The following is a 25,794-nucleotide window of genomic DNA, read 5'->3' as shown; positions in this document are numbered from 1 at the left end:
GCCTTTGACACCCCGCTCGGCCGGACGGGTCTCCCCGCACGGCTGGGGCCTGCTACCGGGCGCTCCGGCGCTTACCCGGACGGGACTTCCACCCGCTGGCCTGACACAGCTTCCAGGACACACCATGCCCTCCAGCGTTACATTGAGGTGCTTGTGGAGGTTTGGAGGCAGCCGACCTGGGAGTGGACCGTGGAAAGTCGCAAGTCGGGCCTGCGGACCATCGACGTGGCCCGCCGGTCGGGGTACTCGGTCCAGCAGGTGCGCGACCTCGAACGCGACGGTGTGCTGCCCCTCGCGGAGCGCACCCCGGCGGGCCACCGGGTCCACACCGAACGGCACGTGCGGGCCGCGTCGGCCTACCGGGCGCTCGCGGCGGGCGTCGGCCCGGTGGAGGCCAGGCGGATCATGCGCGCGGTGCACGGGTTCCCGGAGTCGGACCCGCTCGCGCTCCTGGACGCCGCGCACGCGCGGTTGCACACCGAGCGCCGGGAGGTGGCCCTGGCCGGGGAGGCCGCCGGGGGGATCGCCGCCGAACCGGTGGGGGACGTGCCGCCCTCCGACGCGATGGGCGTCTCCCAGCTCGCCGAAGCCCTGGGCGTGCGGCCCTCGACCCTGCGCCACTGGGACGCCGAGGGGCTCGTGGTGCCGCGCCGCACGGCCTCCGGGGCGCGCACGTACGCGCCGGAGGACGTGCGGGACGCCCGCGTCGTGCACCAGCTGCGGGCCGCCGGGTACCGCGTCGGCCCGCTGCGGGCCCTCATGCCCCGGCTGCGCCGGGGGCGGCGGTGGGACGAGGTGCTGCGGGCGCTGGCCGCCCGGGACGCCGACATCGCGGCCCGCTCGCGCGCTCTCCTGCGCGGTGCGGCCGCGCTCGACACGCTGCTCGACGGCACGGTGTCCGACGGCGCGGACCGCGCCGCCACGGGTCCGTGAGGGCGCACGGGGCTCCGGGGCGCGCCCCGGCGGATCAGGTCTTGCGCAGGCGCACCCGGCGGACCCGGTGGTCGTCGCCCTTGTACAGCACCAGGGTGGCCCGGCCGCGGGTGGGGCGGATGTTCTCCACGAGGTTGACCTCGTTGATGGTGCGCCAGGTGTTGGACGCGAACTCCAGGGCCTCCTCCTCGCGGAGGTTGGTGGCCATGTGGTGGAAGTAGGAGCGCGGGTCGGAGAAGGCCGTGCGGCGCAGCTCCCGGAAGCGGTCCAGGTACCAGGAGCGGATGTTCTCGACCTTGGCGTCCACGTAGATGGAGAAGTCGAAGAAGTCGGCCACGGCCAGCCGTCCGGCGGTGGCGGGCTGGAGGACGTTGATGCCCTCCACGATGAGGATGTCGGGGCGGCGCACGGTCTGGCGCTCGTCCGGCACGATGTCGTAGTCCAGGTGCGAGTAGACCGGGATGTCGATGCGGTCGGCCCCGGCCTTCATCTCCGACACGAAGCGCACCAGCGCGCGGCGGTCGTAGCTCTCCGGGAAGCCCTTGCGGCGCATCAGCCCGCGCGCCTCCAGTACCGCGTTGGAGTACAGGAAGTTGTCGGTGCTGACCAGCTCCACGTCCGGGTGGTTGGGCCACTGGGCGAGCAGGGAGCGCAGCAGGCGGGCGGTGGTGGACTTGCCCACCGCCACGCTTCCGGCGACGCCGATGATGAACGGCGACGGGCGGCCGGACTCGCCCAGGAAGGCGCGGACGGCGGCGTGCCGCTGCTGGGTCGCGCCCACGTAGAGGTTGAGAAGACGCGACAGCGGAAGGTAGACGTCCCGCACGTCCTCCAGGGAGGTGGGGTCGGTGGTGCCGCGGAGTTCCCCCAGGTCGGCCTCGGTCAGGGACAGGGGCGTGGAGGCCCGCAGCGCGGCCCAGGCCGCCCTGTCCATCTCCACGTACGGCGTGGAGAAACCGTTCTTCGTCGCGTGGGACACGGTTGACCACCTTAGACGAGCCGCTCGACCGGACCGGGCAGCCGGCCCCCCTATCCCCGGACCGTGGCGCCGAACGTGCGCGAAACCACGCCTTCACGACACGTCCCCCAAAATTTTTACCCCCGGTTCCCGGGGCCTCGAAACGGGTCCACTCCGGAACCGCGCCACGCCCCCCACCTGCGCGGTCTACTCCCCATACACCAAATGGTCTATACCGTTACCTGCGAAAACGACCAGTGGTATGGGTGGGTGGTTGGTCGATTCGTGCGGTTTCTTGGCCTACGCTGGCGGCCATGTGCGGAATCGTTGGCTACGTCGGGCCGCAACCGGCGCTGGAAGTCGTCGTGAACGGCCTCGCAAGGTTGGAGTACCGCGGATACGACTCCGCGGGTGTGGCTGTGCTGGGCGGGGGCTCCCTGCGCACCGAGAAGCGCGCGGGCAAGCTCGCGAACCTGCGCAAGGCGCTGGAGGAGCGGCCGATCAGCGGCGACGGCGCGGGCATCGGCCACACGCGATGGGCCACGCACGGTGCGCCCAACGACGTCAACGCCCACCCCCACGTGGACAACGACCGCCGGGTCGCGATCGTCCACAACGGCATCATCGAGAACTTCGCGGCGCTGCGCATGGAGCTGGAGGAGAAGGGCTGCAAGTTCCTCTCCGAGACCGACACCGAGGTGGCCGCGCACCTGCTCAGCAGCGAGATGGCCGAGCGCGGCGGCGACCTGCCCGCCGCCATGCGAGCGGTGTGCAAGCGCTTGGAGGGCGCCTTCACCCTCGTCGCGACCTCCGTGGACGACCCCGGCCTGGTCGTGGCCGCCCGCCGCAACTCGCCGCTGGTCGTCGGCCGCGGCGAGGGCGAGAACTTCCTGGCCAGCGACGTGGCCGCGTTCATCGCGCACACCCGCGAGGCGGTCGAGCTGGGCCAGGACCAGGTCGTGGAGCTGCGCGCCGACTCGGTGGCCGTCACCGACTACGACGGCAACCCCGTCGAGGTGAACGAGTACCACGTGGACTGGGACGCCTCCGCCGCCGAGAAGGGCGGCTACGACTACTTCATGCTCAAGGAGATCGTCGAGCAGCCGCGCGCGGTGGCCGACACCCTCCTGGGCCGCGTGACGGTCGACGGCCAGCTCACCCTGGACGAGATGCGCCTGTCCCCCGAGGACCTGCGGTCGGTCGAGAAGATCGTCATCATCGCCTGCGGCACCTCCTACCATGCGGGCCTCATCGCCAAGTACGCGATCGAGCACTGGTGCCGCATCCCGTGCGAGGTCGAGGTGGCCAGCGAGTTCCGCTACCGGGACCCGATCCTGGACCAGCAGACCCTGGTCATCGCCATCTCCCAGTCCGGCGAGAGCATGGACACGCTGATGGCCGTGCGCTACGCCCGCGAGCAGCGCGCCCGCGTGCTGGCCATCTGCAACGTCAACGGGTCGACCATCCCGCGCGAGTCCGACGGCGTGCTGTACACGCACGCGGGGCCCGAGGTGGGCGTGGCCGCCACCAAGACCTTCCTCACCCAGCTGGCCGCCTGCTACCTGATCGGGCTGTACCTGGCCCAGGTGCGCGGGCTGAAGTTCGGCGACGAGATCAACACGGTGATCGCCCAGCTGGCCACCATGCCCGAGCAGGTGGAGCGGGTCCTGGGCACCGTGGAGCCGGTCCGCGAGCTGGCCCGTTCCCTGGCCGACACCGACACGGTGCTGTTCCTGGGCCGCCACGTGGGCTACCCGGTGGCGATGGAGGGCGCGCTCAAGCTCAAGGAGCTGGCCTACATGCACGCCGAGGCCTTCGCCGCCGGTGAGCTCAAGCACGGCCCGATCGCGCTCATCGAGGACGGTCTGCCGGTGGTCGTGGTGGTGCCCTCCCCGCGGGGCCGCAGCGTGCTGCACGACAAGATCGTGTCCAACATCCAGGAGGTGCGCGCCCGCGGCGCCCGCACCATCGTGATCGCCGAGGAGGGCGACGAGTCGGTGCGCCCGTACTCGGACGTGCTCATCGAGATCCCGGCGGTGCCGACCCTGCTCCAGCCGATCGTCTCCACGATCCCGATGCAGGTGTTCGCGTGCGAACTGGCCCTGGCCAAGGGCAACGACGTCGACCAGCCGCGCAACCTGGCCAAGAGCGTCACGGTCGAGTAGTCCCACCGGACGGGGGCGCGTGCGGCGGGGCCGGACGCGCCCCCGCTCCGTCAGCGGGTCAGCGCGCCGCCCCGCGGCCGGCCTCCTGGTGGGCGGCCACGGCCGCGTCGACGTGGGAGTGGGTGGGCAGCAGCTCGCGCAGCGCCAGGACGTCGAGGATGCGGACCAGCTGGCGGGGCGGACAGGCCAGCAGGACGTGGTGCCGGGCTCTGGTGGCGGCGCGCAGGGCACGGACGAGGGCGTTGACGCCGGAGGCGTCGATGAACTCCACCGCGGAGAGGTCGACGACCACGCAGCTGTCCGCCGCGGCGGCCGCGATCCGGGTGAACGCCTCCTCGGCGGTGGCGATGTCGATCTCGCCGTCCAGTTCGACGACGGTGACCCCGTCACAGAGGAACTGGTCCTGTTCCGTGTCCAGCACGGTCACGCCTCGCTCCCGGAATCGGGTGTGGGAAAGACTGCTCAGGAACGCGATCGGTCAAATGCCGACATGCGTTGACAGCCTACTCGTCCCGGGCGACGCGTCGATGTCACCTCCGGTCCAGGGAGGTCCCCGGACGAACACGTGAAGTGTGGGAAATCAGCTTTGACCGCCACATATCGCCCACACGATCTTTCCGCGCCCCTCGATCACCCGCCAGCCCCATTCCCTGCTGAACGCGCTGACCAGGCCGAGGCCGCGGCCCGATTCGGCGAAATGGTGGGCGTCGACCCTGACCGGCTCCTTCGCGCTGGAGTCGGCCACCATGCACACCACGCCCTCCCCCGCACCCAGGTGACGCATCTGGACCACGATGCGCGCGTACCCGTGCACGCCGTTCTCGGGAAGGGCGTGGCGGCAGGCGTTCCCCACGAGTTCGGAGACGATCAGCCGGACGTCCTCCGCCAGCTCCGACACCCCCCACGCGGCCAGGAGCCGGACGGCGAACTCGCGCGCCTGGCGGACCGAACCCGCGGCGGGGGGGAACGCCCTGGAGGCGGCGTCCCGGGTGTGCGCGCCGTCGCCCACGGCGACGCGGCCCAGCGACTCGTCCCACCAGCCGCCCAGAAGGGCGGAGGATGCCTCGGCCAGCGAGGGTCGGCTCCAGGAGGAGGCCCCGGAGTCGACCTCCGAGGACACCAGCTCTGCGTTCATCACGGTCCTCACGAGTGTGATGTCGGGTGACCCTGTCCGCAGGGCCATCGTGGCTTACATCTGTAAGACACAGATGCACGTGCAGATCAACGTCCGACCTAGGTTATAGGACGAAGCGCGCTTATTGGTAGATCCCTTCCGAAGAATTCACACACGAGTACTCGGGTTTACACCAAACACGAACTCTGCCCATAGGACGCACCGCAATCCCCAAGTGCCCCTGTCCGTAACGTAATGACCTGGGTATACTGGGCGGTCGCCCGCGCCAAGGCCGCTACACAGGAGGCGATGTGGTCGCCGATCACGCCCAGAACCCGCAGGTCACCCAGGATTTCCTGGCCAATTCCAGCGGTGGCCCCACCGTGCTGCGCATTCTCCTGGGGACACAGCTGCGACGGCTGCGCCAGGAGAAGAACATCTCCCGGCACGACGCCGGATACGCCATCCGCGCCTCCCACGCCAAGATCAGCCGCATGGAGCTGGGGCAGGTCAGCTTCAAGCGCCGTGACGTGGAGGACCTGCTCAAGCTCTACGGCGTGGACGACACCGCGCAGCGCGAGGCCCTCCTCGGCCTGGTCTCCAGCGCCAACGCCCAGGGCTGGTGGCACAAGTACGGCGACGTGCTGCCGAACTGGTTCGGCGTGTACGTGGGCCTGGAGGAGGCCGCGTCGGTCATCCGCACCTTCGAGGTCCAGTTCGTGCCCGGGCTGCTCCAGAGCGAGGACTACGCCCGCTCGGTCATCCGCCTGTCCCGCACGGCCAACTCCGAGGACGACGTCGAGAGTCGCGTGCAGATGCGCATGTACCGCCAGCGCCGGTTCGCCGAACCGGAGGCGCCGCGCCTGTGGGCGGTCATCGACGAGGCGGTGCTGCACCGCCCCTACGGCGACGCCGAGGTGATGCGCGGACAGATCGAGCACCTGCTCACGATGGCCCGCCGCCCCAACATCACCATCCAGGTGGCCACCTTCGCGATGGGCGGGCACCCGGCGGCGGGAGGCCCCTTCAGCATCCTGCGCTTCCCCACCCCGCAGCTGCCCGACGTGGTCTACCTGGAGCAGCTGAACAGCGCGCTGTACTTCGACAAGTACGACGACACCCACCGCTACGCGCAGACGATGGACCACCTCGCCACCCAGGCCCCGCCGCCCGGGGAGACCGAGGGCATCCTCCGCGCCTTCCTGGAGCGCTACTCCTGACCCCGCGCCCCACCGCCCATCGCTCCTGAGTCCCCCTCAGCCGGTTCCCGAGCCCCTCACGGGGTCCCCGCCTCGGGTCCCTCCGGCCCCTTCCCCGCCCACGCCTGGCCGCCCTGCGCGCCCGGGCGTTCTCTGTGCGCACACATCGGCGGTTCCCGGTTGGCCGCCTTCGGCCACAACCGGGAAACGATCCCGACGCGCGGAACCGCGCGGACCACCGCCGCGTCAGCTGTGACATGCGGTTTCGGCCATGAATCACCCCGGGTTCTTGCATAGGTACTTACCGCCGTAAGTACGAATGCACGTGCATGGGCTACTCTGTGGCTCGCAGCGGGGACAAACAACCCACCGTTGGACAACCCGAGCTCCCGGGCCCGGATGTCCGAGGCCCGCGGTGGATCCCGCTGTTCGACACGACGGGCGCGGCGGTCTGGACGGCCGCGTGTGGACACACCCCGCTCACCAGTCCCCCGAAGTTCCAGGAGGTTGAGATGTATCCGATCTACAACGGTGTTCCCGCGCACCGCCTGCCGAAGGTCGTCTGGACCAAGAGCAGCTGGAGCAATCCGGACGGGAACTGTGTCGAGGTCGCCACCCTTCCGGACGGGGACATCGCGGTGCGCAACTCCCGCGACCCCCAGGGCCCGGCCCTCGTCTACACCCACGACGAGATCGACGCCTTCCTGCGCGGCGCCAAGACCGGCGAGTTCGACGCGCTCCTGAAGTAGCCGCGCGGCACCACGACGACCCGTGCGCCCGGCCCCCGCGCGCATCCGCTCCTCCGGGCACGCCCTCCCCCACACACCAGACCAGCCCGGATACCGTCCGCGTCGACAGCCGCCGCGACCGCCCCGAACCGCCAGGCGGCTGGCTCCGTCCTCGACGCGGACGCGCGCGGAGCCCGGCACCACGAGTGGTGCCGGGCTCCGCTGTACTGTGTTTCCCGGCGCGGCTCGGGCGCCCGAAAGGCGGCGTTCTTCGGAGCCTCCCGCGCCTGGCTCGTCCCTCACTGGCGGCACGTCCAGCCCCCGCAGAACACCACCGACGCCCCACACCGCGCCTCAACGCCTTCCCGGCGCGGCTCGGGCGCCCGAAAGGCGGCGTTCTTCGGAGCCTCCCGCGCCTGGCCGACGGCCCGCCCCAGGGACGCTCCAATTCCCCTGGGACGGACGCGGCTCGGCGGGAGCGGCCAGGCGCGGCCGCTAGAGGCGGGTGGGGTCGACCAGACCGCCGGGACCGGGCAGCGGCGCCTGCTCCCACGGGAAGTGGGTGGCGCCCAGCGCGGGCTTGAGGTCGAACAGCCACGCGGCCTTCTCGTCGTACTTGGCGAAGAAGGGCCTGCCGACCAGCTCCGGGTCGCGCGCCTGGATGAAGTGCAGGACGAACACCTTCTCGCCCGCCACCTCGGTGATGCCGTCCACGCACACCTTGCCCGGGGTCGCCGACATCGACGGGCCGCGGACCGTGCGGGCCAGGCCCGACACGTTCTGGTAGGCGTCGCGGAAGATGTGGTAGGCCTCCGCCAGCGGCACCGCGAAGTAGTCCTGCGGACCGGTGTCGCGCTCGACGAACATGTAGTACGGGACCATGCCGTGCCGCAGGTGGGTGCGCCACATGCTCTCCCACACCGCCGGGTCGTCGTTGATCGTGCGGATCAGCGGCGCCTGGGTGCGGATGACGGCCCCGGTCGAGCGGATGCGGCGCACGGCCTCCTGCACGAGCTCGGGACGCATCTCGTTGGGGTGCGAGAAGTGGGCCATGAACGCCAGGTTCTTGCCCGAGGCCACGACCTTCTCGAACAGGCGCAGGGTGTCGTCGGCGTCCGGGTCGGTGACGAAGCGCTGCGGCCAGTAGGCCAGCGCCTTCGTGCCGATGCGGATGGACTCCAGGTGCTCGATCTCCAACAGCGGCTCGACGTACTTGGAGATGACCCCCTCGCCCATGATCATCGGGTCGCCGCCGGTGAACAGGACGCTGGTGACCTCGGGGTGCGAGCGGACGTACTCGACCAGCTGGTCGATCTCGCTGGAGGCGAACTTCAGGTCGGCGTCGCCCACGAACTGGGCCCAGCGGAAGCAGTACGTGCAGTACGCGTGACAGGTCTGCCCCTGCTTGGGGAAGAAGAGCACGGTCTCCTTGTACTTGTGCTGGACACCGGGGATGGGCTCCTCGTTGGCCGTCTTGGGCACGTTGAGGTCCATCTGGCCCGCGGGGTGCGGGTTCAGGCGGGCGCGGACCTGGTTGGCTGCCTCGTTCAGCTCCTTGCGCGAGGCGCCAGAGCGCAGCAGGTCGGCGATCCTGGACACGTCGTCCGGGGGCAGCATGTCGGCCTGGGGGAAGACCAGGCGGTAGATCGGATCGTCGGGAGCCGCGGTCCAGTCGATCAGCTCGTCGACGACGTAGCTGTTCACCCGGAACGGGAGCACACTGGCGACGGCCTGCACGGCGAGCCGCTCGTCCGCGGACAGACCGGCTCGCGAGGTGAGCTCGTCCAGGTGCTTCGTCGTGTAGGCACGGAACCGACGTCCGGCGGACGGAGACAGTGTCGCGTCTGGCGTAACGCTCACGCCTCTCCTCTCTGCGTGTGGGCAGGGCCGCCCGGCGGGTGGGAGCCCGGCGGGTTGTCGGGCAGCCCTGATCCGACGGTTCCGGCGTACGGGTGGCGCCGGTGAACCGCCAGAAGGGGTGGGATGGGTTTTCGCCTGCACCCGGAGCGTGATGAGACTCCAGGCCAGCGAGCGGGTATACCCCAATTAAGGGCTTTTATCCATCATGCGGGAAGTCCAGGGGTGACCTGGACATAAGGGAAGTATCCTCGCATGAGCAGACGAACGTGTCTTACGACGCTGTCTCCGCGCGACGGGATAGCGTGTCACCACACCCCCCGCGGGTCCCGGTTCCCGGCGTGTCCCACCATGTCATCGCGGTCCCCGGACCCGCGCGTACGGAGTGCGGAACGCGCTCGCACCCGCCCACCACACCCGTGAGGGAACAGTTGACTGGTACACCCGACGCGGAGGCGCCCGTCACACGGCGGACCGCCGCGCCGATCATCGCCGTGGACGCCATGGGCGGGGACAACGCTCCCCTGGAGGTCGTGCGGGGCGCCGTGCTCGCCGTCCGCGAGCTCGGCCTGCGCGTGGTCCTCGTGGGGCGGCGCGCCGAGATCGCCGCCCTGCTGGCCGAGGAGGGCGCGCTGCGGGAGATCCCGGTGGTGCACGCCGAGGACGAGCTGGCCATGCACGAGGGCGCCCTGGCCAGCTGGCGGAGGCCCCGCTCCAGCGCGGCCGTCTCCTGCCGCCTGATCCGCCGCGGCGACGCCGACGCGCTGGTCTCGGCCGGGTCCACCGGCGGGGTCGTGGCCACCTCCACGGTGCGGCTGCGCACCCAGCCCGGCGTGCTGCGCCCGGCCCTGGCGGTGACCCTGCCCACCGGCGAGACGCCGACGATCATGGTGGACGCCGGGGCCAACGCCGACGCCAAGCCGGAGATGCTGGTCCAGTTCGCGCACCTGGGCTGCGCCTACGCGCAGACGGCCTTCGGGGTGCGCAGGCCGCGGGTGGGGGTCCTGACCATCGGCTCGGAACCGGGAAAGGGCAACAAGCTGATCCGCAGGGCCACCGAACTGCTGGCCGCCACCGCCGAGGGCGCGCAGGCGATGGACTTCCGGGGCAACATCGAGGGGCACGACCTGCTGGCGCGCAAGGTGGACGTGGTGGTGACCGACGGCCACACGGGCAACGTGGCCCTGAAGTCGGTGGAGGGCACGGCGGCGTTCGCGATGGAGGCCGTCCACTCCGCGCTCACCTCCTCGGCCGCCGCCAAGGCGGGGGCGCTGCTCCAGCGCAGGGCGCTGCGGGAGCTGCGCGAGCGGCTGGACAGCGAGACCTACGGCGGCGCCGCGCTGCTGGGCCTGAACGGGACGGTGGTGATCGCGCACGGCGGCAGCCGGGCCAAGGGCGTGGCGCGCGCCTGCCAGCTGGCACACGATCTGGCGGGCGGCCGGATCGGCGACCAGATTCGCCGCCGGGTGCACACCCGCCCGCCCAACTGGCTGCACCGGCTCGCCCAGTCCGAGGCGCCCGGCCAGCGGGGCTCCGAGGCCTCCGAGGGGGACTGACCGGAAAACGGAGTGCGGGGAGGGGGCCGCCGGTCGGTACGCTGGACTCCATGGCCGACCCGCAGGAAGTACTCTCGCGACGGGTCCAGTCCGCCCTCGGCGCCGCCTTCGGCCCCGAGTTCGCCGACACCGACCCCGTCATCCGCCCGTCCCAGTTCGCCGACTACCAGGCGAACGCCGCGCTCGCGCTCGCCAAGCGACTGGGCCGAAAGCCGCGTGAGGTGTCCGCGGCGATCATGGAGCACCTGGACGTGGCCGACGTCTGCCGCGACGTCCAGGTCAGCGGACCGGGCTTCATCAACCTGACCCTGCGCGAGGACTGGATCGCCGAGCAGACCCGCCGGCTCCTGGACGACCCCCGCCTGGGCGTTCCGACGCAGGAGCGCCAGAACATCCCCCTGGACTACTCCGCGCCCAACGTGGCCAAGGAGATGCACGTCGGCCACCTGCGCACCACCGTGGTCGGCGACTCACTCGCGCGCACCCTGGAGTTCCTGGGGCACAACGTCATCCGCCAGAACCACATCGGTGACTGGGGCACCCCCTTCGGGATGCTCATCGAGCACCTGCTGGAGGTCGGCGAGGACTCCCCCGACGCCGACCTGCTCACCAGCGACCCCAACGCCTTCTACCAGGCGGCCCGGGTCAAGTTCGACTCCTCGGGCCCCGGGCAGGAGGAGTTCGCCGCGCGCGCCCGGCGCCGCGTGGTCGCCCTCCAGGGCGGCGACGAGGAGACTCTGCGCCTGTGGCGCAAGCTGGTCGGCCTGTCCAAGGTCTACTTCAACAAGGTGTACGCCAGGCTGGGCGTGACCCTCACCGACGACGACCTGGCCGGTGAGAGCACCTACAACTCCATGCTCCCCGACGTGTGCGAGGAGCTGGAGGCCAAGGGGATCGCCGAGGTCAGCGACGGCGCCCTGTGCGTCTTCCTGGAGGGCTTCACCGGCCGCGAGGGCAAGCCCGTCCCGCTGATCGTGCGCAAGAGCGACGGCGGCTACGGCTACGCCACCACCGACCTGGCCACCGTGCGCCACCGCGTGGAGGACCTCAAGGCCGACCGCATCCTGTACGTGGTGGGCGCCCCGCAGGCCATGCACTTCAAGATGGTCTGGGCCGCCGCGCGCGAGGCCGGGTGGCTGCCCGAGGGCGTCGAGACCGTCCACGTGCAGATCGGCAACGTGCTCGGCTCCGACGGCAAGATCCTGCGCACCCGCAGCGGCGCCCCGGTGCGCCTGATGGCGCTGCTGGACGAGGCGGTCGAGCGGGCCGCGGCGGTGGTCGCGGAGAACCGCCCCGACCTCGACGCCGAGGGGCAGGCCGAGATCGCCCGCCAGGTGGGCATCGGCGCGGTCAAGTACGCCGACCTGTCGGTGGCGCACGACACCGAGTACACCTTCGACTTCGACCGCATGCTCGCCCTGAACGGCAACACCGGTCCCTACCTCCAGTACGCCCAGGCCCGGATCCGGTCGATCTTCCGCAAGGGCGGCCTGGAGCTGTCCCGGGCCACCGGCGACATCGCGGTCTCCGAGAGCGCCGAGCGCGACCTGGCGCTCAAGCTGCTGGAGTTCGGCGCCGTGGTGGCCCAGGTCGGCGACCTGCTCCAGCCGCACCGGCTGTCCACGTACCTGTTCGACCTGGCCCAGGCCCTGACGGCCTTCTACGAGCACTGCCCGGTGCTGACCGCCGCGACGGAGGCCGAGCGCGAGTCGCGCCTGGCGCTGGTCGCGGTGGCCTTCCGGGTCCTCGTGCAGGGTCTGGACCTGCTGGGCGTGGAGGCCCCCGAGCACATGTAGCGCGGGCGCGGCGGGCCCCGCGCCCGCCGCGCGCGCGGAGAGGCCGGGGCGGCGCCGCCCCGGCCTCTCTTCCGTCGCCGCCCCGGCCCGTGCGGCTCAGCCGCCGAGGAGGGCCTCCACCTCGTCCCGGGTGGGCATCGACGAACTGGCGCCGTGCCGCTGGACCGAGAGCGCGGCCGCCGCCGCGGCGAACCGCATCGCCTCCTCGAGTCCGCGCCCCTCGGCCCGGGCGACCGCGAAGGAACCGCAGAAGGTGTCCCCCGCCGCCGTGGTGTCCACCGCCTCCACCCGGAGCGCGGGAACGCGCACCGGCTCGGCGCACCGGCGGCCGTACAGGGAGCCGTCCCCGCCCAGGGTCAGCAGCACCTCCGGGACCAGTTCCACCAGGGCCGCCAGCGCCTCCGCGGGGTCGGTGCGGCCGGTGATCGCCGCCGCCTCGTGCTGGTTCGGCACGAGGACGTCCACCGACTCCAGGAGCTCGGCGGGCAGCTCCCGCGCGGGGGCGGGGGTGAGGTAGACCGGAACGCCCAGCTCCCGGCCGGTGCGCGCGGCCGCGGCCACCGCCTCCATGGGCAGTTCGAGCTGGAGCAGCAGCGCGGCGGCGCCCTCGATGATCCGGGCGTCGCCCTCCACCGTTCCGGTGACTCCGCCGTTGGCCCCGGGGACCACGATGATCGAGTTGTTGGCCCTGCCGTCCACGACGATGTGCGCCACGCCCGACACCCCGGGGACCGTGCGCAGGCCGGAGACGTCGATGCCGTTGGCCAGGAGGTTGGCGCGCAGTTCCCCGCCGAAGGAGTCCTCGCCCACCGCGCCCAGGAAGGACACCTCGGCGCCGGCCCGGGCGGCGGCGACGGCCTGGTTGGCGCCCTTGCCGCCGGGCACCTGGCGGAAGGCCGTCCCGGTGACCGTCTCGCCGCTGGCCGGGACCTGGTCCACGTAGGCGACCAGGTCCATGTTCACGCTGCCGAAGACCGCGACGCGCGGCCCCGCGCTCACGAGGCCGCCCCGGGCTTCTCGGCCCCGGCCCGCCCGGGCTCGGCCGGCTTGGGCTTGGGCTCGCCGTTGTCGCCGTCCAGGCCCACGATGACCGGGGCGTGGTCGGAGGCGCCCTTGCCCTTGCGCTCCTCGCGGTCGATGCTGGCACCGCTCACGCGGTCGCGCAGCGCCGGGGAGGCCAGCACGAAGTCGATGCGCATCCCCTTGCGCTTGGGGAAGCACAGGCCCTTGTAGTCCCAGTAGGTGTACACGCCGGGGCCGGGGGCGTAGGTGCGCACGACCTCCTCGAAACCGGCGCCGACCAGCTTGTCGAAGGCGGCGCGCTCGGGCTCGGTGACGTGGGTGCTGCCCTCGAAGGCGGCCATGTCCCACACGTCCTCGTCGCGGGGGGCGACGTTGAAGTCGCCGGCGTAGGCGATCTGCGCGTCGGGGTCGGCGGCCAGCCGGGCCGCGCCCGCCGCGCGCAGAGCCTCCAACCAGCGGAGCTTGTAGGCGTAGTGCGGGTGGTCGACCTCGCGCCCGTTGGGCACGTACAGGCTCCATACCTGCACGCCCGCGCAGGTGGCGCCTATGGCGCGGGCCTCGGTCTCCTCCGGGTCGCCGTAGCCGGGCTGGCCGGGGAAGCCGATCCGGACGTCCTCCAGCCCGACGCGGGAGGCGATCGCGACCCCGTTCCACTGGGACAGGCCGTGGTGGGCCACCTCGTAGCCGCGGTCGGTGAAGACGGAGGCGGGGAACTGGTCGTCCCGGGCCTTGGTCTCCTGGATGGCGAGGACGTCGACGTCGCTCCGGTCCAGCCAGGCGCCGATCCGCTCGGCCCTGGCCCGGGCACTGTTCACATTCCATGTCGCGATACGCACAGCAAAAGGCTAGGCCATGGCGGAAGCGGCGCGGTGGGGGCGCGGGCCCGGTCGGGCGCCCGTGGGACGGATGGGCCCCGGTGCGGCCGTCCTCCGCACCGGGGCACCGCGACTCCCGGCACATGCTCGGTGTGTTGTCGCGCCCTGTTGGACGGCCAGGCCCCCCCGAAGGTTCGCATTGGGCCAAAGGTTTTTCCGCGCGCCCCTCCGCCCGCGGGCCGACGCCGCACGGGTAGGGGTCGCATCGCCGGGTAGTCATGTGATGCGCACCACACACCGTTCCCTCGGCGAGGTGAGAGCACGCATGTCAGCGCCCGACACCCACACCACCGGTACCGGCGGCCCCGAGGAGGTCGACGAGCGGCGGTCCCGCGCCGTGGCCGAGCAGGCCCGCGAGAGCGCCTGGCACCGGCCCGGCTTCGCCAAGGAGCTCTACCTGGGGCGCCTGCGCCTGGACCTCATCCACCCCCTGACCCGCCCGGACGAGGAGACCCGGCGCCGGGGCGAGGAGTTCCTGGGCCGGTTGCGCGACTTCTGCGCGGGGATCGACTCCCAGCGCGTCGAACGGGAGGAGCGCGTCCCCGACGAGGTGGTGCGGGGCCTGCGCGAGCTGGGCGCGTTCGGCATGAAGATCCCCGCGGAGTACGGCGGGCTCGGGCTCGGCCAGGTGTACTACAACCGCGCGCTGGCCCTCGTCGGCTCGGCCTCGCCCGCGATCGGCGCCCTGCTCTCGGCCCACCAGTCCATCGGGGTGCCGCAGCCGGTCGCCATGTTCGGCACCGAGGAGCAGAAGCGGGAGTTCCTGCCCCGCTGCGCGGGCGGGGCGATCAGCGCGTTCCTGCTCACCGAACCCGACGTGGGCAGCGACCCGGCCCGCCTGCGCGCCACCGCCACGCCCTCCGAGGACGGTGACGAGTACGTCCTGGACGGGGTCAAGCTGTGGACCACCAACGGCGTGGTCGCCGACCTGCTCGTGGTCATGGCGCGGGTGCCCGAGGGCCCCGGCCGCCGGGGAGGCGTCACCGCGTTCGTGGTGGAGGGCGACTCCCCCGGCATCACCGTGGAGCGGCGCAACCGCTTCATGGGGCTTCGCGGACTCGAGAACGGCCTGACCCGGCTGCACGGGGTGCGGGTCCCGGCGGCCAACCGGATCGGCGCGGAGGGCCAGGGGCTGCGGATCGCGCTGTCCACGCTCAACACCGGGCGGCTCTCCCTGCCCGCCATATGCGTGGGCGCGGGCAAGTGGGCGACCAAGGTGGCCCGCGAGTGGTCCCGGGAGCGCGTCCAGTGGGGGCGGCCGGTGGGCCGGCACGAGGAGATCGCCAAGAAGATCTCCTATATCGCCGCCACCACCTACGCCATGGAGGCGATGCTGGACCTGGCCGGGCAGATGGCCGACGACGCGCGCAACGACATCCGCGTCGAGGCCGCCATCGCCAAGCTGTGGGCCTCCGAGCACGCGTACGCGATCGCCGACGAGCTCGTGCAGATCCGCGGCGGCCGCGGCTTCGAGACCGCCGGTTCGCTGGCCGCCCGCGGCGAGCGGGGGATCCCCGCCGAACAGCTCCTGCGCGACCTGCGCATCAACCGGATCTTCGAGGGGTCCACCGAGATCATGCACCTGCTCATCGCCCGCGAGGCGGTGGACGCCCACCTGTCCGTGGCCGGAGACCTCATCGACCCCGAGGCCGAACCCGCCGACCGGGCCCGGGCGCTGGCCAGGGCCGGCGGGTTCTACGCCTCCTGGCTGCCCACCCTGGCCGTGGGCCGGGGGCAGGTGCCGTCGGCCTTCGGGGAGTTCGGTCCCCTCGCCGCCCACCTGCGGTACGTGGAGCGCGCCTGCCGCAGGCTCGCCCGGTCCACGTTCTACGGGATGTCGCGCTGGCAGGGCCGTATGGAGGTCAAGCAGGGCTTTCTCGCCCGGATCGTGGACATCGGCGCGGAGCTGTTCGCGATGAGCGCCGTGGTCGTGCGCGCCCGGGACGACGCCGACACCCGTCCCGAACGCGGGACCGGCCCCCTGGAGCTGGCCGACGTCTTCTGCCGCCAGTCCCGGCTCCGCGTCGAGGCGCTCTTCGAGGGCCTGTGGTCCAACACCGACACCGTGGACGGCAAGCTGTCCCGGCGCGTCATGGACGACGCCTACACGTGGCTGGAGGAGGGGGTGGTCGACCCCTCGCTGCCGGGTCCGCTCATCGCCCCGACCGTCCCCGGGCCGTCCGGGGAGGAGAACCTGCACCGGCGCATGGGCTGAGCCGGAAGGGTCGGAGGCGGGGGATACCGTGACCGCATGGCCGAACCGCACCCCCGCCGCGACGCGGAGCTCTCCCTTTCCCAGGCGCGCAGAATCGCGCTCGCCGCCCAGGGTTTCGCCGACCCCAGGCCCAAGGGCAGGCCGACCCTCACCCACCTGGCCCGGGTGGTGCGCCGGGTGGGCCTGCTGCAGATCGACAGCGTGAACGTCCTGGCCCGAAGCCAGTACCTGCCGGTCTTCGCGCGCATGGGCGCCTACGACACCGCGCTGCTGGACCGGGCCGCGACCACGGCGGCGGGCTCGGGCGGCGCCCGGCTGGTGGAGTGCTGGGCGCACGAGGCGAGCCTGGTGCCGCCCGCCACCCGCCAGCTGCTGCGCTACCGGATGGAGGCCAACCGCGCCCGGGAGCGGGCCGGGTGGATGTCCTCCGTCTGGGACGAGCGGCCCGAACTGGTCAAGGCGGTGTATGAGGAGGTGGTCCGGATCGGCCCGGCCAGCGCACGCCAGGTCGAGGCGGAGCTGCGGCACGACCTGCCCCGGGTCCGGGAGCACTGGGGCTGGAACTGGTCCGAGGCCAAGAAGTGCCTGGAGTACCTGTTCTGGGTCGGCGACCTGACCGCCGACGGCCGCAACGCCCAGTTCGAGCGGCTCTACGACCTGCCCGAGCGGGTGCTGCCGCCGGAGGTGCACGCCGCCCCCCTGCGTACCCCCGAGGAGTCCAACCGCGAACTGGTCGCCATCGCCGCCCGCGCCCACGGCGTGGCCACCGAGGCGTGCCTGCGCGACTACTTCCGCCTCGGCGCCGCCGAGTCCCGGGCTGCCGTCGCCGACCTGGTGGACTCCGGCGAGCTGGTGCCGGTGCGGGTGGAGGGCTGGGAGCGCACCGCCTACCTGCACCGGGACGCGCGGGTCCCGCGCCGGGTGCGCGCCCGCGCGCTGCTGAGCCCCTTCGACTCCCTGGTGTGGACCCGCGGCCGCGCGGAGGAGCTGTTCGGGTTCCGCTACCGGCTGGAGATCTACGTGCCCGCCGCCAAGCGCGTCCACGGCTACTACGTGCTGCCCTTCCTCCTGGGCGAGGACCTCGTGGCACGGGTGGACCTCAAGGCCGACCGCCGGGCGGGGGTCCTGCTCGCGCAGCGGATCACCCTGGAGGAGGGGGCTCCCGCCGAGACGCTGCCCGAACTCCTGGAGCAGCTGGCCGAGATGGCCGCCTGGCTGGGCCTGGAGGGGGGCGTCGGCGGCCCGGCGCTGGCCCCGGGCGCCCGCTGAGGCTCCCGGGGCCGGGCCCCTCCCCCGGTTCCCGGCGCGGTCCGGCCGTGCTCCTCGCGGAACACGCGCTCGATCCGCGCGGGGGCGGCCCTCGGTTCCGAACCCGTCAGCGGCTTCCGGGCTCCATGGGTCTGGCCTCGACCGGCGGGGTGGTGGCCAGGGTGAGCCTGCGCCCCCGCTCCAGGGCCTCGTCCAGGTCGGCGGCGCGGATGACGTTGAAGCCGCCGACGTGCTCCCGGCCCTCCAGGCAGGGGCCGTCGGTGGTGAGGACCCCGTCCTTGCGCCGCCGCACCACGGTGGCCGTGTCGGGCGCGCGCAGGCCGCCGGCGAACACCCACCCGCACGTCGCGGTTCACCGCCTCCACGTCGCTCATGATCGCCTCAAGCTCCTCGGCGGGCGGCGCCTCTGCGCCGGGCTGGTGGATGCTGAGCGGGTACTGCTTCATGGTGGCGTTCCTCGGAAGGGTGTCGGTCGGCGCTCCGCCGGTCTCTCACCCTCTCCACGAACGGGCGGACCTCGGATCGACACCCGGCCCGAAAAGGATTCCAGCGGGCCGGGAGCCCGGCCACGGTCCGCCCACGCGCGGGCCACGGGCCGGTCAAGCCCGGCTCGGACGCTGTCCCGCTCGGTGCGGGCGACACGCCTCCCGCGCACAGATCCGGAACAGTTTCCGGCAACGATCCGTCAAAACGGGGTTATCGCCGCCCCGGGTACCGTCCTAACCTGCACGGACAGGGGTGTTCACGGCGTGTACCGCTCCGGTGGCCGCCACGGCCCTCCGGGACCGACCGGCCCCGGGGCACGCCCCGCGGCCCAGGGGGGAAGCCATGGCCCAGCTCAATCTACGTCCCGTGACCGACACCGCGCTGAACCGCCTGAGGTCGGGGTTCTCCGGCACCGTGTTCGTCCCCGCGGACGACGGTTTCGAGGAGGCACGGACCCTCTTCAACGCGATGACGGACCTGCGGCCCGGTGTGATCGCGCAGTGCGCGACCGTGGACGACGTGCGCCGGGCCATCGAGTGCGCCCGCGAGGAGGAACTGGAGATCGCCGTGCGCGGCGGCGGGCACAGCGTCGCCGGGATGGGCTCGACCCACGGCGGCCTGGTGGTCGACCTGCGCCGGATGAACACCGTGGCCGTGGACGGGGAGTCGATGCTCGTCCGGGTCTCCGGCGGCGCCCTCATGCGCGACCTGGACGCGGCCACCGCGCCGTTCGGGCTGGCCGCCGTCGGCGGCCGGGTCTCCACCACCGGGGTCGGCGGCTTCACGCTCGGCGGCGGATCCGGGTGGCTGGAGCGCAAGTTCGGCCTGGCCTGCGACAACCTTCTCGGCGTCGACCTGGTGACCGCCGAGGGCGACCTGGTGCGCGCCTCCGCCGACGAGCGCCCGGAGCTGTTCTGGGCGCTGCACGGGGGCGGCGGCAACTTCGGCGTGGCCACCCGGCTGGACATGCGCCTGCACCCGCTGCCGGAGTTCTCCCTCGGCCTGCTGATGTTCCGGCCGGAGGCGGGGCCGGACGTGGGCCGCCTGTGGCGGGACGTCATGGAGACGGCTCCGGACGAGCTCGGCGGCGGCCTCATCTACCTGGTCGCCCAGCCCGAGCCGTTCGTCCCCGAGGAACTGGTGGGCACCCTGGTGTGCGCCGTGGTGATGACCTTCGCGGGCGGGGAGTCGGCGCTGCGCGACCTGGCGGCGCCGTTCGTCCGGATGAGCCCCGAGGTCGAGGTGCTCACGGCGATGCCCTATCCGGAGGTCCAGCAGGCTCTGGACGACCCGCCCGGCTACCGCAACTACTGGTCGGTGGAGCACCTGGACGAGCTGCCCGACGAGGCCCTCGACGCCTTCTGCGCCCGCGCGGACGAGATGGTCGTCCCCTCGCCGACGGGCCACATCCTCTTCGCGTTCGGCGGCGCCGTGGACCGTTCCCTGGCCGACTACCCGGTGCCGTGGCGGCACGCGCTGTGGGGCGTGCACCCCCTGGCGATGTGGGAGGACCCCGAGGACGACATGCGCGCCATCCGGTGGGTGGAGGCGGTCCGCGAGGACATGCGCCCCTGGGCCACGGGGGACGTGTACCTGAACTTCGTCACCGACGAGGGCGAGGAGCGCGTCCTGGCCGGGTTCGGCGAGCGCAACCACGCCCGGCTGAGCGCGGTCAAGACGAAGTACGACCCCGACAACCTCTTCCACCGCAACCACAACATCCGCCCGGCGCGGCCGATGCCCGCGGCCCCGCAGCCCCGGAGGGGATGAGCCCCGTGCGCGGCCGGTCCGGCCGCGCACGCCGAAGCGAACGGTCCAGGCCTCCGGCAGGAGGGGGAAGCCCTCCGCCACCCCGCGCGCCCCTCGAACGCGTCCCGGCTGGGACGGGTACGCGGTGTCCCCGGGCGACCGAGGAGTCCCGCCCGCGCGAGTTCGGTGCGAACCGCCGCTGGCCCATGAGAGGTGCCTGTGTGGTCGCGTGCACGCGACCACACAGGCACCCGCCCGACGGAAGGGTCAGACGCGCTCGATGATGGTGACGTTGGCCTGGCCGCCGCCCTCGCACATGGTCTGGAGGCCGTACCGGCCGCCGGTGCGGTGCAGCTCGTTGACCAGCTTGGTCAGCAGGACGGTCCCGGTGGCGCCCAGCGGGTGGCCCAGGGCGATCGCGCCGCCGTTGGGGTTGACCCTGGCCGGGTCGGCGCCCAGCTCCTGGATCCAGGACAGCGGCACCGGGGCGAAGGCCTCGTTGATCTCGGTGACGTCGATGTCGTCGATGCTCAGCCCGGCCCGCTCCAGCGCGATCCGCGTCGCGGGGATGGGCGCGGTGAGCATGTACACAGGGTCGTCGCCGACCAGGGACAGCTGGACGATCCGGGCCAGCGGGGTCAGGCCGTGCCGCTCGACGGCGCGCTCGGAGGCGATCAGGACCGCGCCCGCGCCGACCGAGATCTGGCTGGCCACGGCCGCGGTGAGCGCCCAGCCCTCGCGCAGCGGCTTCAGGCCCGCCATCTTCTCCAGGGTGGTGTCGGGGCGCACTCCCTCGTCCCGGCCGACGCCGGCCAGCGGGGCGACCTGGTCGTCGAAGTAGCCCGCCTCCAGGGCCCGGGCGGCGCGCTGGTGGCTCTCCAGGGCGTACTCCTCCAGCTGCTCGCGCTTGAAGCCCCACTTCTCGCACATGAGCTGGGCGCCGCGGAACTGGGAGACCTCCTGCGTGCCGTAGCGCTCGACCCAGCCCTCGCCGTAGAGGCTCAGGCCGTTGTCGACGGCGTACTGGACGTTGGAGCCCATGGGGACCATGCCCATGTTCTCCACACCGGAGGCCACCACGAGGTCCTGGGTGCCGGACATGACGCCCTGGGCGGCGAAGTGCACGGCCTGCTGCGAGGAGCCGCACTGGCGGTCGATGGTCACGCCCGCGACCGACTCGGGAAGACCGGCGGAGAGCCAGGACGTGCGGGCGAGGTCGAGCGCCTGCGGCCCGACCTGGCTCACGCAGCCCATGATGACGTCCTCGACCGCCGCCGGGTCGACCCCGGTGCGGGTGACGAGCTCCCTGAGCACGTGCGCCCCCAGGTCCGCCGGGTGCACGGCGGCCAGGGCACCCTTCTTCGTGCCGACGGGGGTGCGTACTGCGCCGACGATGTATGCCTCGGCCACGGGTCCTCCAAGGGCCTGGATGACGTTTCTGAACCGAACTGTATTCGGTTTCTCGAATCAGACAAGACACCGCCCCCCGGATTCCGGAGATCCCGCGCCGGGGCATAGCGCGGTCGCGGCACCGACTGGTGTACTGGGAGGGCGGGCAAGGCCCTGAGAGGCCCACGGAGAGGACCGCTGTGACGGAACTGGCAGAAGAGCCGGTCGTGGTACTCGCAGTGTGCGCGGTCGCCGTTCTGGTTCCGCTGGTGCTGGCCGTTCGGGCGTTCGTCCTGGGAGCGGAACTCGGTGATGTGCTCTTCTGGCTGTTCGCGACCGCCTTCATGGCCCTGGTGTGCCCCGTGCACGGCGACACCTGGCTGCCGGAGGGCCTCGTCCGCCCCGTCAGCCCGTACGCGGCTCTCGCCCTCCTGGTCCTGTGCCTGGTCCATGCGTCCGTGGTCCTGTTCGTATGGGTGCGGGAACGGCGGCTCTGGCGGAACCGCCGCGGCGGCTCGGACCAGCCGGGACACTCCTCTTCCTCCGGTGCGGACCCCGGGCAGGGGTACGGGGGCCACAGCGGTGGCTCCGGAGACGGGGGGACGGCGGAGGCAGCGGGGGCTACTAGGGTCCTCTGCGCTCCTCCGCCCGGCCTCACGCACGGTGGACGCCGTCGCCCAGGCGCGCGGCGTCGCTCTCGTCCCCGAGGGTGTCGCTGGCCATCCGCTCCAGCACCGCCACCACCTCGGGGTGTTCCTCGGGCCCGTAGTCGGCCAGCAGCGAGCGCAGGGCGGTGCGCTGGGCCTCGAAGACCGCACGGGCGGCCTCCCCGCCGCGGCGGTTGAGCTCCCAGGGCTCCCCCTCACCGGTCAGGTAGCCCGCTTCGAGGAGCTCCCGGTGCGCCGCCTCCCAGTACTCCTCGGGGAGCCCGGACATCTCCACCAGTTCCACGCACCGCAGCGGCCCGGTGACGCCCAGGTGGCTGAGCACCCAGCACGATCGGGGCGAGATCTCCAGCCCCGCCGCCTCCCGCAGGCGCGCGTACATCTGGTCGGCGCCCTCGCGGCCGCAGGCACGGAACACCTCCCTCTCCACGTGCGCGAGGGCGCTGCGGCTCCCGACGGCCACGGGCGGGAGGGACTCGTCCAGGTCCGGGGTGTCCACGGTGGTGCGCAGCGGCACCTGCCGCAGGAACAGCGCCAGCACGAACCCGGCCAGGGCCACCGGCGCCGCCCACAGGAACACGGTGTCCACGGCGTCCGCGTAGGCCTGGAGGAACGACGCCTGCGCCGCCGGGGGCAGCTGGTCCAGGCTGCGCGTGTCGCTCTCCAGGGCGGACAGGTCCACCCCGGCCGGGAGCTGGATCTGCTCGGCCCGGTCCGCCAGGTTGTCCGAGAGCTGCCCGGAGAAGATCGCGCCGAACACCGCGGTGCCGAAGGACCCGCCGATGGACCGGAAGAACGTCGCCGAGGAGGTGGCCACACCCAGGTTGGCGTAGGTGGCGGCGTTCTGTACCACCAGGACCACCACCTGCATCACCAGGCCCAGGCCCACCCCGAGGACGAAGAAGTACAGCCCCATCTCCACTTGTGAGCTCTGCGGTCCCATCCGGGAGAGCAGCACCAGCCCCAGCGCGGTCACCGCCATCCCCAGCACGGGGTAGGCCTTGTAGTGGCCGGTGCGCGCGACCAGGCGCCCGCTGCCGATGGAGGTCAGCGACAACCCCACCACCATCGGCAGCAGGTGCAGCCCCGAGGCCGTGGGCGACATGCCGTGCACGACCTGGAGGAAGAGCGGCAGGAAGGCCATCGAGCCCATCATCGCGAAGCCCACGCAGAAGCCGATCGCCATGGCCACCGCGATGGTCGGGTTCCGGAACAGGCTCAGCGGCATGACCGGCTCCGGTGCCCGGCGCGCCGAGAGCCACCAGCCCGTACCCAGTGCCGCGGCGGCGACCAGCAGCCCGACCACCTGCGGCGACCACCACGCGTAGAGGCTGCCGCCCCAGGATGCGACCAGGGTGAGGCAGACCGCGGTGGCGGCCAGCAGCACGATCCCGGCGTAGTCGATGCTCTGGCGGCCCGCCGACTGGCGGCGGGGCAGCGCCGCGAGCACCGTCGCGAAGGCCACGAACCCCAGCGGCAGGTTCACGTAGAACACCCACCGCCAGGTCAGGTGGTCGACGAACAGTCCGCCGAGCAGCGGCCCGGCCACGCTGGAGACACCGAACACCGCGCCGAACAGCCCCTGGTACCTGCCGCGCTCGCGCGGTGAGACCACGTCGCCGATGATGGCCGAGGCGAGCACCATGAGCCCGCCGCCCCCGACGCCCTGCACCCCCCGGAAGAGGATGAGCTGGAGCATGTCCTGGGCGGTCCCGCACAGGGCCGACCCGGCCAGGAACACGGCGATGCAGGTCAGGAAGAGCGGCTTGCGCCCGAACTGGTCGCCGAGCTTGCCCCACAGCGGTGTGACGGCCGTGACCGCGAGCAGGTAGGCGGTGATCACCCACGACAGGTGGTTGAGCCCGCCCAGGTCGGACACGATCGTGGGCAGCGCGGTGGACACGATCGTCTGGTCCAGGGCCGCCAGCAGCACGGTGAGCATCAGCGCGGTCATGATGACCGCGATCCTTCCGCCGCGGTGCTCCCTGCGCTCGCGGCGCTCGGACTCGTGCCGGACCATGGCCCTCCCTCGCGCTGAACCCTCCGGGCGGGCGGTCTCCGGGCCCCGTTCCCCAGATCCCGGACCCCGCCGCCACCCTAGGAAGACCGCGGGCCCGGCTCCGGCGGGAACCGCCGACCGGACGCGCACGTGCACGGGAACTTTGCCCCCGCTTGGACCGCCCCCTTCAAAACCGAATGCTGCTCGGTTACTGTGGCGTCACGCAGCCGTCCCCGACACCCGGAGCAGCGCATGAAGCGGGAACTCTTCGACGCCGAACACGACCTCTTCCGCGCATCGGTGGCGGAGTTCCTGCGGCGCGAGGTCGTGCCCTTCCACTCCCGGTGGGAGGAGGACGGGATCGTTCCCCGCGAGGTGTGGGCCAAGGCGGGCGAGGTGGGACTGCTCGGCCACGGCGTGCCCGAGGAGTACGGCGGCACCGGGACGCACGACTTCCGGTACAACGCCGTCGTCAACGAGGAGATCTGCCGCGCCCACGCCAGCGGGCTCGGCTTCACCCTCCAGAACGACGTCATGGCCCCGTACATGGTCGGCCTGACCGACGAGGAGCAGAGGAGGCGCTGGCTGCCGGGGTTCGCCAGCGGCGAGCTGATCACCGCCATCGCGATGACCGAGCCCGGTGCGGGCAGCGACCTGCAGGGCATCACCACCTCGGCGGTACGCGACGGCGACTCCTACGTGCTCAACGGCTCCAAGACCTTCGTCACCAACGGCGTCAACGCCGACCTGGTGATCGTGGTCGCCCGGACCGACCCGGAGGCGGGCGCGCAGGGCTTCTCCCTCCTGGCGGTCGAGCGCGGCACCCCCGGCTTCGAGCGGGGGCGCAACCTCGACAAGGTGGGCATGAAGGCCCAGGACACCGCCGAGCTGTTCTTCGAGGACGTGCGCGTCCCGGCGGCCAACCTCATCGGCGGGGAGGGCGGCGGCTTCATCCACCTGATGGAGAACCTGCCGCAGGAGCGGCTGTCCATCGCCACGTGCGCGGTGGCCTCCGCCGAGGCCATGCTCCAGCACACCATCGCCTACTGCCGGGAGCGCACCGCCTTCGGCCGCCCGATTGGGCGCTTCCAGAACACCCGTTTCGTCCTGGCCGAGTTGGCCACCGAGGTGGACATCGCCCGCACCTACGTGGACCGGGGCATCGGCCTGCTCAACCGGGGTGAGCTCACCGTCGAGGACGCCGCCATGGCCAAGTGGTGGACCACCGAACTGTGCAACAAGGTCATGGACCGGTGCCTGCAGCTTCACGGCGGGTACGGGTACATGATGGAATACCCCGTGGCACGGGCCTGGCAGGACTCCCGCATCCAGACGATCTACGGCGGCACCACCGAGATCATGAAGGAGATCGTGGGTCGCGGCCTGGGACTGTGACCTCCCCAACCCCCCGTCCGGAAGGGTCGATGCTGTGGTGAGCGGCGCGTGGGACGGCCTCATCGTCATGGGCCTGCTGGTCGTACTGCTGGTGATCGGCGTGCGCAAGCTCCGGCCCAGGGTGCACATCCCCTGGACCACCGGCGGGATCGTGGTCTTCTTCGTCTTCGTGTGCCTGCTGCTGTGGGCCTGGTCCTGGCGCTGAGCCCCCCCGGACCGCCGGGCGGGCGGCTGCCGAGCGCGTGCCCGGTGGACGGGAGCGGAAAGCCGCGGCCCCCCGTTCCGGATCCCCGGAGAAAAGTTCGGCGGCCGTGTCGATCCCCGCCCGCGCCCGTTCGACCTAGGAGTGAGAAGCGGCCCCGCACCCGGGGCCCACCACACCCAGGGAGACCACCATGAAGTACATGCTCATCATGCGCGCCA

At 72.2% G+C, this 25,794-nt stretch carries 20 protein-coding genes; 11 read left to right on the top strand and 9 right to left on the bottom strand.

Annotated features, from left to right (window positions below):
* Positions 1 to 189: 189 nt before the first annotated feature.
* Positions 190 to 933, top strand: coding sequence for a MerR family transcriptional regulator (locus FYW95_RS26580; RefSeq protein WP_160050983.1), 744 nt, complete (start codon positions 190 to 192; stop codon positions 931 to 933).
* Between the two features lie 34 nt (positions 934 to 967).
* Here FYW95_RS26580 and coaA read toward each other — a convergent pair whose 3' ends face one another.
* Positions 968 to 1,873, bottom strand: a complete 906-nt coding sequence (gene coaA / locus FYW95_RS26575) for a type I pantothenate kinase (protein ID WP_236567599.1) — start codon at positions 1,871 to 1,873, stop codon at positions 968 to 970.
* 332 nt (positions 1,874 to 2,205) lie between these two features.
* On the opposite strand from coaA, the gene glmS reads away from it, so the two are divergent.
* Positions 2,206 to 4,056, top strand: a complete 1,851-nt coding sequence (gene glmS / locus FYW95_RS26570; protein WP_159940309.1) for a glutamine--fructose-6-phosphate transaminase (isomerizing) — start codon at positions 2,206 to 2,208, stop codon at positions 4,054 to 4,056.
* Between the two features lie 58 nt (positions 4,057 to 4,114).
* On the opposite strand, the gene FYW95_RS26565 is transcribed toward glmS, so the two are convergent.
* Together FYW95_RS26565 and FYW95_RS26560 are read right to left on the bottom strand one after the other, a co-directional pair.
* Positions 4,115 to 4,483 carry an STAS domain-containing protein gene (locus tag FYW95_RS26565; RefSeq protein ID WP_159940307.1) on the bottom strand — a complete coding sequence of 123 codons (369 nt, stop codon included), beginning with the start codon at positions 4,481 to 4,483 and terminating at the stop codon, positions 4,115 to 4,117.
* A gap of 153 nt (positions 4,484 to 4,636) precedes the next feature.
* A complete protein-coding gene (locus FYW95_RS26560; protein ID WP_160050982.1) occupies positions 4,637 to 5,191 on the bottom strand; it encodes an ATP-binding protein in 555 nt (184 codons plus the stop codon).
* Positions 5,192 to 5,481: 290 nt separating this feature from the next.
* On the opposite strand from FYW95_RS26560, the gene FYW95_RS26555 reads away from it, so the two are divergent.
* Together FYW95_RS26555 and FYW95_RS26550 are read left to right on the top strand one after the other, a co-directional pair.
* Positions 5,482 to 6,390 (top strand): helix-turn-helix domain-containing protein, encoded by a 909-nt coding sequence (locus FYW95_RS26555; RefSeq protein ID WP_201295059.1) that lies wholly within the window; start codon positions 5,482 to 5,484, stop codon positions 6,388 to 6,390.
* Between the two features lie 491 nt (positions 6,391 to 6,881).
* A complete protein-coding gene (locus FYW95_RS26550) occupies positions 6,882 to 7,118 on the top strand; it encodes a DUF397 domain-containing protein (protein ID WP_159940303.1) in 237 nt (78 codons plus the stop codon).
* A gap of 474 nt (positions 7,119 to 7,592) precedes the next feature.
* Here FYW95_RS26550 and FYW95_RS26545 read toward each other — a convergent pair whose 3' ends face one another.
* Positions 7,593 to 8,957, bottom strand: a complete 1,365-nt coding sequence (locus tag FYW95_RS26545) for a KamA family radical SAM protein (RefSeq protein WP_159940301.1) — start codon at positions 8,955 to 8,957, stop codon at positions 7,593 to 7,595.
* Between the two features lie 428 nt (positions 8,958 to 9,385).
* Here FYW95_RS26545 and plsX point away from each other — a divergent pair, with 428 nt between their 5' ends.
* Both plsX and argS read left to right on the top strand, forming a co-directional pair.
* The gene (plsX, locus tag FYW95_RS26540) at positions 9,386 to 10,510 is read left to right on the top strand and encodes a phosphate acyltransferase PlsX (protein ID WP_159940299.1); all 1,125 of its coding nucleotides are present in this window, start codon (positions 9,386 to 9,388) and stop codon (positions 10,508 to 10,510) included.
* Positions 10,511 to 10,560: 50 nt separating this feature from the next.
* Positions 10,561 to 12,306, top strand: a complete 1,746-nt coding sequence (gene argS, locus FYW95_RS26535) for an arginine--tRNA ligase (protein ID WP_159940297.1) — start codon at positions 10,561 to 10,563, stop codon at positions 12,304 to 12,306.
* A gap of 96 nt (positions 12,307 to 12,402) precedes the next feature.
* On the opposite strand, the gene rbsK is transcribed toward argS, so the two are convergent.
* Together rbsK and FYW95_RS26525 are read right to left on the bottom strand one after the other, a co-directional pair.
* Positions 12,403 to 13,305, bottom strand: a complete 903-nt coding sequence (gene rbsK / locus FYW95_RS26530; protein WP_160050981.1) for a ribokinase — start codon at positions 13,303 to 13,305, stop codon at positions 12,403 to 12,405.
* Entirely contained in the window at positions 13,302 to 14,165 is an 864-nt protein-coding gene (locus FYW95_RS26525; protein WP_236567596.1) for an exodeoxyribonuclease III, read from the bottom strand. Before FYW95_RS26525 ends, rbsK begins: the two co-directional genes overlap by 4 nt.
* A gap of 304 nt (positions 14,166 to 14,469) precedes the next feature.
* Between FYW95_RS26525 and FYW95_RS26520 the strand changes: the two genes are divergently transcribed.
* Positions 14,470 to 16,419 carry an acyl-CoA dehydrogenase family protein gene (locus FYW95_RS26520; protein ID WP_159940293.1) on the top strand — a complete coding sequence of 650 codons (1,950 nt, stop codon included), beginning with the start codon at positions 14,470 to 14,472 and terminating at the stop codon, positions 16,417 to 16,419.
* Positions 16,420 to 16,455: 36 nt separating this feature from the next.
* Positions 16,456 to 17,688, top strand: a complete 1,233-nt coding sequence (locus FYW95_RS26515) for a winged helix-turn-helix domain-containing protein (RefSeq protein ID WP_159940291.1) — start codon at positions 16,456 to 16,458, stop codon at positions 17,686 to 17,688.
* 106 nt (positions 17,689 to 17,794) lie between these two features.
* Here FYW95_RS26515 and FYW95_RS26510 read toward each other — a convergent pair whose 3' ends face one another.
* Positions 17,795 to 18,022, bottom strand: coding sequence for a YciI family protein (locus FYW95_RS26510; RefSeq protein WP_201295058.1), 228 nt, complete (start codon positions 18,020 to 18,022; stop codon positions 17,795 to 17,797).
* Between the two features lie 518 nt (positions 18,023 to 18,540).
* Here FYW95_RS26510 and FYW95_RS26505 point away from each other — a divergent pair.
* Positions 18,541 to 19,944 carry an FAD-binding oxidoreductase gene (locus tag FYW95_RS26505; protein ID WP_236572334.1) on the top strand — a complete coding sequence of 468 codons (1,404 nt, stop codon included), beginning with the start codon at positions 18,541 to 18,543 and terminating at the stop codon, positions 19,942 to 19,944.
* A gap of 246 nt (positions 19,945 to 20,190) precedes the next feature.
* Here the strand turns inward: FYW95_RS26505 and FYW95_RS26500 are convergent, their stop codons facing one another.
* Both FYW95_RS26500 and FYW95_RS26495 read right to left on the bottom strand, forming a co-directional pair.
* A complete protein-coding gene (locus tag FYW95_RS26500) occupies positions 20,191 to 21,333 on the bottom strand; it encodes an acetyl-CoA C-acetyltransferase (protein WP_159940287.1) in 1,143 nt (380 codons plus the stop codon).
* A 633-nt stretch (positions 21,334 to 21,966) separates the two neighbouring features.
* Complete coding sequence (locus FYW95_RS26495; protein WP_255459319.1) at positions 21,967 to 24,126, bottom strand: MDR family MFS transporter; 2,160 nt, start codon at positions 24,124 to 24,126, stop codon at positions 21,967 to 21,969.
* Positions 24,127 to 24,228: 102 nt separating this feature from the next.
* Here FYW95_RS26495 and FYW95_RS26490 point away from each other — a divergent pair, with 102 nt between their 5' ends.
* Positions 24,229 to 25,371, top strand: coding sequence for an acyl-CoA dehydrogenase family protein (locus FYW95_RS26490; protein WP_159940283.1), 1,143 nt, complete (start codon positions 24,229 to 24,231; stop codon positions 25,369 to 25,371).
* A gap of 37 nt (positions 25,372 to 25,408) precedes the next feature.
* Positions 25,409 to 25,576 (top strand): hypothetical protein, encoded by a 168-nt coding sequence (locus FYW95_RS27880; protein WP_017572489.1) that lies wholly within the window; start codon positions 25,409 to 25,411, stop codon positions 25,574 to 25,576.
* Positions 25,577 to 25,794: the final 218 nt, after the last annotated feature.

Origin of the sequence: Nocardiopsis sp. FR4, assembly GCF_009830945.1 — a bacterium.
Classification (GTDB): domain Bacteria; phylum Actinomycetota; class Actinomycetes; order Streptosporangiales; family Streptosporangiaceae; genus Nocardiopsis.
The sequence above is the reverse complement of the archived record's forward strand: the minus strand, read 5'-3'. Positions and strand labels throughout refer to the sequence as shown.